We start from the raw sequence: 8,945 nt of genomic DNA, 5'->3' as shown, positions 1-8,945 counted from the left end.
CCTGATGTGAAATCAATCTGCCAAGCAGTCGTAGATCGCTGCAACAAACCTAGAACGTTTTCTCATCAGGAGATACTCGATCTTCCTTCGATCGCTAAGGTCGAATGCGCAACGGATGCTCAAAATTGGACTAGGACAGAGTTGACGGCTATACCTTTACTTATAAACTAGAGGCCAGAGATTATGTTCGTTACAGACACCTCGTCGCTCACATTAGATTTATCTCCAGGCAATTACGGTTTGAAACCTGAGGATGAACTGTCAAAGCTTAATCTTTTATCTCTATTTCAAGCAGTGGAAGTTAGGTTGAACGTTGGGCAATCGGTTCGGATGGCAAGCATAGCCGCTATGGCTGGACGTATAACTAGTTTGACCATCAGCGGGCATAAAGACCTTCTTGACCTTAAAAGATGTGTGGGATTGAGTTATCTGAAGTTAAGCGACCTAAGTGGTGTAAGTAACGTAGACGTTAGTGGGCTAGCTGTGCTGAATACGTTAGAGTTTGAAGAATGTGCAGATCTTGCTGCGCTTAATGCCTCTGGTTGTACGGAGCTGTCGGAAATAAAAGGTTGTTCAGGGTTGACAGGACTGATCACGTTGGATGTAGGCGACTCTAAGTTTTCAGATTTGGACTTGGTTAATTCAGTAGGATTGCAGTTCCTGACAATACCGGGCAACATGAACAATCTTCGTCTGCCTAGGTTTATCAACTACAACTGTAAAGGAGGAATAGGTCCCGCCTACATCACCGTCCCAGGCAGAGAAGTGATGCGAATGGGGGGAGGGGAAGTATTGCATTAATGTCGCAAGTGTAGGGGAGACGGCAGCCATAAAAAATCACTCTATCCCAGCCATCGACCTCCAGGCGCTTTCGTCCAGGACAACGACGCCAAGGCTTTGAGCCTGTTTTAGTTTAGATCCCGGGCTTTCCCCCGCGACCAGAAAGTCGGTGTTAGCCGAAACAGAGCTAGACACTTTAGCCCCCAGAGCCAAGGCCTTTTCTTTTGCTTCCGTACGCCCCATACTCGCCAGCGTACCGGTAAACACAATTGTTTTGCCTAAAAACGCATTGTCAGAGACCTGCAGCGCGTAATCATTTACCGTTATAAATCGCTCCAGATCTTTAAGCAGCTTAATATTCTGCTTTGAAGCAAAAAAGGCCTTCAGTTCGCTGGCTACGACTTGACCTACACCTTCGATATCAAGATCATTAATCCCTGCATCATGCATATGAGCGAACCAGCTATCGTAGCTTAAGTAAGCGCGGGCAATCATTCTGGCCGTATATTCGCCAACTTGTTGTATTCCAAGCGCGAATATAAATCTGTCCAGCGAGATGTTTTTTGATTTGTTTACAGCGTCTATCAGGTTATCAACCGATTGCTGACCCCATCCATAGCGATTGAACAGGTTAACCTTCCCATCAAAAATCCTTTGCCCAAGCGTAAATATATCAACCGGGTTGGTAATTATGCCGGCGCCGAAAAATTCTTCGACAACCTTATCACCCAAACCCACTATATCGAATGCTTTGCGTGAGACAAAGTGCTTAAGACGCTCAATGCCTTGTGCTGGACAGGTCAGTCCAGCCAAACACCTAATCGCTGCTTCGCCTTCCTGTTTTACAACTTCCGCGCCACAGCTTGGGCAAGTTGCCGGAAACACGAAAGGGACGCTTTCTGCGCCTCTATGTTCAAGCAAAACAGACTCAACCTTTGGGATGACTTCGCCTGCACGCTTAACCAGTACCGTATCGCCGATTCTTACGTCTTTGCGTTTAATCTCGTCCTGATTATGCAAAGTTGCCCGTGATACCATAACACCGCCTATGTTAACGGGCTGAAGAATACCGACAGGCGTTAATACTCCCGTTCGGCCAACTTGAACCTTGATGTCGATAAGCTTGGTTGCCGCCAGCTCAGACGAGAACTTATACGCCACCGAGTGCCTTGGGGTTTTACTGGAGGCGCCAAGGCGTTTGTGCCAATCCAAGCGGTTGATTTTCAGCACGACCCCGTCTATGTCGTATTCGATACTGGCGCGAGTTTCGCCTATATCCTGGTAGTGTTGGATCGCCGCATCTAAATTTGGGCAAAGTTTACTGATTGAAGCGACCGAAACCCCCCACTCTTTAAGTCGAGATAACATTTCCCACTGTGTATCGGCTTGATCCGGTAAGGCACTATACGCAAAGAAGTGCAAGGGTCTGGATGCTGTTATTTGTAAATCTAATTGTCTTATCGATCCTGCAGCAGCATTGCGCGGGTTAGAAAAAGTTGGCTCTTTCTTATTGAGGCGATCGCTGTTCAACTTAATAAAATCTTCTTTTTTTATTACAATCTCGCCACGCACTTCAAGCCGGCGATCTTTGCAAGCAATTACATGGGGTATGGAATTAATTACCTTAGCATTCTGGGTTATATTCTCACCCTCCTGCCCATTTCCCCGGGTTGACGCGGTTACCAGCCTGCCGTTCTCGTATATCAGGCTAAGCGACAAGCCGTCCATCTTAGGTTCGGCAACTATCTCTATTGATTCTGCCGGAACCCCAAGCATTTTGGCCGCTCTAGCAAAAAAATCCTCAACTTCTTGCTGTGAAAACGAATTCTCCAGTGACAGCATAGGCTCAGTGTGCTTAACTTTCGCAAACTTGGTTTTACCGATATTGCTTCCCACATTCCGCGTAGGACTGTCTGGCCTTATAAACCCTGGATTCAGTTTTTCCAGCTCAACCAGCCGCAGGTAAAGCCGGTCATATTCATCGTCATTGACTATGGGATTGTCGCGCAAATAATATGCCTCGGCGTATTCTTTAAGCCGATCAACCAGACGGTTATATTCTTCTTTTTCTAAGGCTTTCATCCGCCTGCGCAGTCAAAACGTTGTGAGACTAAAAGCCGGTTAGAATCCTGTCCCCCAATTGCTTTATCGTTGGAATAAAATCGTTAAGATAAAAAGGATCTTCGGCAAACCTAAATGCCTTGTGCCCGGCAAAAACCAAGTTGTCCTCAACACTTCCGCCATGGGCGACGGCTTGCAGCGTTTTTTGTATACAGAACGACCTTGGATCAGGCAGCGTATCAAGAAGGTTGTTTTGCAAATTCTGGGCCCAACCACTGAATTTGCATGCGCTCAGGCACCCTATACATTGACCGCGATTTTCTGATATTTCCTGCGCTTTTTCTTCGGTTACGAAAGCCAAAGTATCGTCTGGCGTCTTAAGCGCGACCTTATATCCGTCAGCAATCCAACCTTGCGCCAACCTTGTGTCTTTTTCACTCAGATAGACCTTATTGCCACGATCATTGTATACAAATTCAGCACTTTGATCATCATTTGACGCTTTGGCGAATTTTACTTGTCGCTCGTTTCTGGCGCTCAGTTCAGCGATAAAATTGTTCTTAACTGCCGAGGAATAAAAGCCAGTTGGACTGAATTTATTCAACGCTACATCGCCCGACTTTAGTTTAACCAGTAATCTTTTCCAAGCATCAGAGATGGGGCTTTCTTTGGTTAGCAAAGGCCTGGTTCCGAACTGAAATGCAATTTTCCCTATTTCCAGATTATTGATCCAATCCTTCCATTCGTTAAGCCACCAAACACCGCCGGCTACTGTTATTGGAACACAATTAAGTCCAAATTCGCGCAAGGCCTCTCGCAGCTTTTTTACACGAGTATAAGGCTCTTCAGGTACGTCAGCTGACTCTGCTTTGGATATTCCGTTGTGCCCACCCGCCAGCCATGGATCTTCATAAACGACTGAGCCAAGCAGCTCTTTTACCTTGTGGAAAGAGCGCTTATAAAGGGCTTGAAACGCTCTGACGGAAGAGACAATAGGGTGATAAAACACGCCGTACTTGGCGGCAATTTCCCCGATTTTATAAGGCAGCCCCGCCCCACAAGTAATCCCATGGATAAGGTTTTTGGCGCCGCTTAAAATGCCGTCCAGAATTTCTTCTACCCCGCCCATTTCCCACATAACGTTCATGTGAATACGCCCATTATTTTTGCCCGCGATATCATGAGCAATCTTGGCCTGCGAGACGCCCCCTTTTATGGCAAACTTTATCATCTCGACATGGCGTTCCAGCCTGGTTTTACCTTTATAAACCGGCTTTATTATCTTACCATTCTCATCCTGAAAGTCAGCATTTACACCAGAAAACGTCCCAATCCCTCCGGATTTTGCCCAATTGCCGGCAGTCACGCCAGTTGATACGGCAATTCCCTTGCCCCCTTCAACTATCGGCAGGACTTCTTTGCCCGACATCAAAAGCTTATCAAGTTTAAACAACATTCCCTCTTGTGAAGCGGCTTACGGATAATTCTGCATTCTCAAGCAAGATATTAACATACCTTAAGTTTTTTATGGAAGGCAGCTCTTTAAAACGCAACTACTCCCACCATTTATTGAACGTCTGATCAGCATCCCTAAGATTAACCTTCTGCCCAATCATTGGCGTTAAAAGCCGAAGATCCTTGCTGCGCGGAAGTTTGCTGATCTTACACAAAGGCTCGTTCCACTTATGAGGCGCCAAGGTAAATTTCGCGAAATGAACCGGAAGTAAAGCTTTGGCGTGAAGATCTTCAGCGGCGCGTAAAGTTTCCCCTGGATGCATGTGAATGCTCTGCCAGTTTTCGTTGTATTGCCCGTTTTCCAGAATGGCAAGGTCAACGCGCCCAAACCTTTTGCTGAAATCGGCAAATCGGCCGCTGTACCCGCCGTCTCCACCAATAAATATTTTGAACCGCGATATAGTCTCAAGCAAAAATGACGCCCACAGTGTTTTATTCCTGAAAAAACTGCGACCAGAAAAGTGCTTGGAGGGCAAGCAATGTATCCTAAGTCCACGATCAAGCTCTATACTTTCATTCCAATCCATTTCAATTATATTTTGAACCCTCCAGCGCTCAAGATGTGCCCTCACCCCAAGCGGACAAATGGCTGTTTTGACCTTAAGCTTTTTGACCGTCTCATAGTCAAGATGGTCCCAGTGATCGTGCGTGATGATTAAATAGTCTATCTCTGGCATATCCTGTGGCTTATACACATTTGACCCAGGCAAGGCTTTTGGGAAGAATGGAATTGGGGACGATACTTCGCTGAACACCGGATCGACCAATATTTTTATGCCGTCAAGCTGAATAAAATAAGACGAATGACCGAACCACACCAGAACGTCCTCGTTCGCCTTCAATTTCATCAGATCTGTTTTTACGGACGGAATAACACAATTTTGTCCGGCGAAGATGGTACGAAGCGCCTTGATTATACTGACAAACTTGCTCCAGCTCATACTGTAATCTGAGGCGTCAGACTCAATGTTCCTAAACTGACCGTCTTTATAGTTTGGCGAGCTGTGAATCCTTTCCAAACTTGCCCCGCTTGGCAGCCATCCAAACTTCGTAGAATTGACATGACCAATCACAATGAGCACTAAAACAAGCAGGATGCAAAAAAACCACTTCATACAATAGGCTTATAAATCCAACACATCCTAAGCAAATAATGAGGTTATTTAAAGATGTTTCTCCTTAAACTCATGTTTTATTTTTTTGGCTCTATCAGTTTAGGGCACATATCGGATAAGCAACATTGTTTGCACAGCGGTGCTCTGGCTTTGCATACGTAGCGTCCGTGTAGCACTAACAAAGAATTTGCTTTTGCCGCCATATGCGTTGGAATAATACTCTCCAGTTGTTTAGAGACAGCATCCGGCGTACGCCCATCCGATATACTCAGGCGGTGCGCCACCCGAAAAACATGGGTATCAACGGCGATGTAGGGTTTGCCAAATGCGCAAGCAAGCACGACCTTCGCCGTTTTAGTACCAACGCCGGGTAACGCTGTCAGCCGGTCTAGAGAGTCGGGAACTTCTGAGTTATAGCTATCTGCCAAAATCCTGCTTAAAGCCACAAGATTTTTCGCCTTAGTCCGGTAAAGTCCAATGGATTTGATGATTGAGGCAATTTTCTCTTCGCCAAGCTGAACCATCTCTATTGGGGTTTTCGCAAGCGAAAAAAGCTTAGGCGTGATAAGATTGACGGCTTTATCTGTAGTTTGCGCAGATAAAACCACCGCTACTAACAACGTATAGGCGTCAAAATACTTCAGCTCTATCTCTGGCTTGTTAGTGTTTGACAGCAAGCGCGAGAACAGTAACTCCATATCCATCGATTGCTTCATCGCCAACTATACCACGGCTTTGACAAATCTATCACCTGTGACAACGCTAAATCAGTCTGGTATTGAAAGCAAGCGCTGGATGCGACTATTGGCTATAGTTTGGCCGAAACTGGAATTGATGAAATGGGCGTTTCGTGTAAAAATCAGCATCGGACTAGCTACACGGAAGGGTGCCAGAGTGGTTGAACGGGGCGGTCTCGAAAACCGTTGTGCATGCAAGTGTACCGTGGGTTCGAATCCCACCCCTTCCGCCAAGTATTTTTTTATACGGATAAGAGCCAAAGCCGCACAGAAAAGGCGAGCAAATCCTTTTCTCTAAGATATTTGGGCCTACTGAACAATTATCTTAGACAATGCTGCCAGCATTATCAGGGCGATGATGTTGACGATCTTGATCAGCGGATTTATGGCTGGACCGACTGTATCTTTATATGGATCGCCTACCGTATCACCGGTAACCGCAGCTTTATGAGCATCTGAGCCTTTGCCGCCATAATTTCCTGCCTCAATATACTTTTTGGCATTATCCCAAGCTCCGCCACCTGAGGTCATTGAAATTGCCACAAAAATGCCAGTGACTATGGTCCCAAGCAGCATAGCACCAAGCGCGCTGAAAGCTTCGGCTAAACCAGCTACATAGTATACGACCGTAAACAGTAATATAGGCGTAAATACCGGCAACAAAGACGGCAAGATCATCTCTTTGATTGCCGATTTGGTAAGTATTCCGACAGCCAAACTGTAATCAGGTTTATCCGTACCCTTCATGATACCAGGTTTTTCCTTAAATTGCCGGCGGACCTCCATCACGATCGCTCCACCAGCACGCCCAACCGAAGTCATCCCACATGAGCCGAACAGATATGGCAGCAGTCCGCCAATAAACAGGCCAATCACTACATACGCGTTTTCCAGGCTGAAATTGACAGCAACATGCTCAAACAAACGCTGCAGGTCTTGGGTATAGGTTGAAAACAAAACCAGCGCCGCCAACGCCGCTGAGCCAATGGCATATCCCTTAGTCACGGCCTTTGTAGTATTGCCTACTGCGTCCAGAGCGTCGGTGGTTTCCCTTACATTCGCGGGCAGCTCAGCCATTTCGGCGATCCCTCCTGCGTTGTCGGTTATTGGGCCATAGGCATCAATTGTTACAACTATTCCTGCCAACGCCAACATGCTTGTCGCTGCGATAGAAACGCCATAAAGCCCAGCTGTTATATAGGACACGATAATACCTGCACTGATGATAATTACCGGAATTGCCGTAGACTCCATCGAAACCGCAAGCCCCTGAATTACGTTGGTGCCGTGCCCAGTCTCAGAGCTTTTGGCGATGGACCGCACAGGGCGATAGGACGATGAGGTATAATACTCGGTAACCCATACGATTAAGGTCGTAACGACCAGTCCTACACAGCAGCAAACAATCAAACTCGTCGCCCCGAAAGTTAGGTTATTAACGAAAAACACTTCGTCTGGCGGAATAAGATAGTACGTCACCCCAACAATTGACAAGAGTGAGAACAGAGCAGTCGCAAACAGACTTTTATACAGCGCCATCATAATATTCTTGCCGTTACCCAGGCGGGCAAAAAACGTCCCAAGGATAGAGCTGACAACGCAGACCCCACATATCGCCAAGGGATAAAGCGTCAAAAGTTCTAAATGAATGTCGGCAAAGAATATCCCTGCCAGCACCATAGAGGCGGTTGTCGTAACAACATACGTCTCAAAAAGATCCGCCGCCATGCCTGCGCAGTCGCCTACATTATCGCCTACGTTATCTGCAATAACCGCTGGGTTTCTTGGGTCGTCCTCTGGAATACCGGCCTCTACTTTTCCAACCAAGTCTGCACCCACATCGGCGCCTTTGGTGAATATGCCGCCGCCAAGTCGTGCAAATATGGATATAAGCGAAGCGCCAAAACTGAACGCTAGCAGGGCCTCTGATATGCTGTGGTCATCTAAAAATGCGCTGCGTAGATAAATATAGTACCCGGTTATGCCTAACAGCCCCAAGCCTACAACCAAAAATCCGGTTACAGATCCGGCCCTGTATGCCAGCGACAGCCCAGCCGCAATCCCGCCGCGTGAGGCCTCTGCCGTGCGAACATTGGCCCGAACGGACACCATCATGCCTATATAGCCCGCTAGCGCTGAGAACGTCGCACCTATAATAAATCCAATGACGGAATAAGTCCCCATGAAATAGCCAACCGCCATTGCCACCACCGTCCCTACAACCAAGATGGCACGATATTCGTTGCTTAAGTAGGCCTTGGCTCCTTCTTGTATTGCCGCGGCAATCTCTTTCATACGGGCGTTGCCCGTACCAGCTTTGAAAACTAAATAGGCCGAAGCAAGGCCGTACAATAAAGCCAACACAGCCAGAAAGCAGACGATATAATAATTAGCCATTACGTTCCTCACACAAAATGTAAATAACTAATGGATCTTATCACAACAGAAGCTATTACAAAAAATTTTATGTACTTTAAGGTGCAAACTGCCAACGTTTTACCGAGTATTTTGATCTACCTTCATTAAAAGAGAAGAAGACGCTTGAGCGTTGTTGATTATTTGGAAACTTCCTGTAAGAGTAAGGAGATAGGCATTATAGATGTGGCCAACAAAGTTATAGATAGTATTCTTCTGAGCCCAAAGCATTTTAACGAACTTTGGCAATCTACATAATCTGTTAGTGTGTCTGGGAAGCTGCAGAGAAGGTACATTTCGAAATATTACCTCAGAACAATAA

6 protein-coding genes and 1 tRNA gene are annotated in these 8,945 nt (G+C 46.4%); 2 read left to right on the top strand and 5 right to left on the bottom strand.

Translation table 11 applies throughout. The annotated features are described in order from the left end of the window. The first annotated feature begins 183 nt into the window (after positions 1-183). Positions 184-801, top strand: coding sequence for a hypothetical protein (locus tag LBL30_04345; protein MDR1032317.1), 618 nt, complete (start codon positions 184-186; stop codon positions 799-801). Positions 802-837: 36 nt separating this feature from the next. Here the strand turns inward: LBL30_04345 and ligA are convergent, their stop codons facing one another. The 4 genes from ligA to nth all read right to left on the bottom strand — a co-directional run bounded on the left by ligA (position 838) and on the right by nth (position 6,187). Next, positions 838-2,862: an NAD-dependent DNA ligase LigA gene (gene ligA / locus LBL30_04340; protein ID MDR1032316.1), complete on the bottom strand. Its 2,025-nt coding sequence runs from the start codon at positions 2,860-2,862 to the stop codon at positions 838-840. Between the two features lie 28 nt (positions 2,863-2,890). Further along, positions 2,891-4,297 (bottom strand): nitronate monooxygenase, encoded by a 1,407-nt coding sequence (locus LBL30_04335; protein ID MDR1032315.1) that lies wholly within the window; start codon positions 4,295-4,297, stop codon positions 2,891-2,893. A gap of 97 nt (positions 4,298-4,394) precedes the next feature. Beyond that, on the bottom strand, positions 4,395-5,471 hold the full coding sequence (locus tag LBL30_04330; protein ID MDR1032314.1) for an MBL fold metallo-hydrolase: 1,077 nt from the start codon (positions 5,469-5,471) through the stop codon (positions 4,395-4,397). A gap of 77 nt (positions 5,472-5,548) precedes the next feature. Beyond that, positions 5,549-6,187, bottom strand: a complete 639-nt coding sequence (nth, locus tag LBL30_04325; GenBank protein ID MDR1032313.1) for an endonuclease III — start codon at positions 6,185-6,187, stop codon at positions 5,549-5,551. A 164-nt stretch (positions 6,188-6,351) separates the two neighbouring features. On the opposite strand from nth, the gene LBL30_04320 reads away from it, so the two are divergent. Then, positions 6,352-6,441, top strand: a tRNA-Ser gene (locus tag LBL30_04320). A gap of 76 nt (positions 6,442-6,517) precedes the next feature. Here the strand turns inward: LBL30_04320 and LBL30_04315 are convergent. Further along, on the bottom strand, positions 6,518-8,605 hold the full coding sequence (locus tag LBL30_04315) for a sodium-translocating pyrophosphatase (GenBank protein ID MDR1032312.1): 2,088 nt from the start codon (positions 8,603-8,605) through the stop codon (positions 6,518-6,520). Between the last annotated feature and the right edge of the window lie 340 nt (positions 8,606-8,945).

Source organism: Holosporales bacterium (genome assembly GCA_031263535.1).
Classification (GTDB): domain Bacteria; phylum Pseudomonadota; class Alphaproteobacteria; order UBA3830; family JAIRWN01; genus JAIRWN01.
This window is presented reverse-complemented; position numbering and strand designations above follow the sequence as displayed.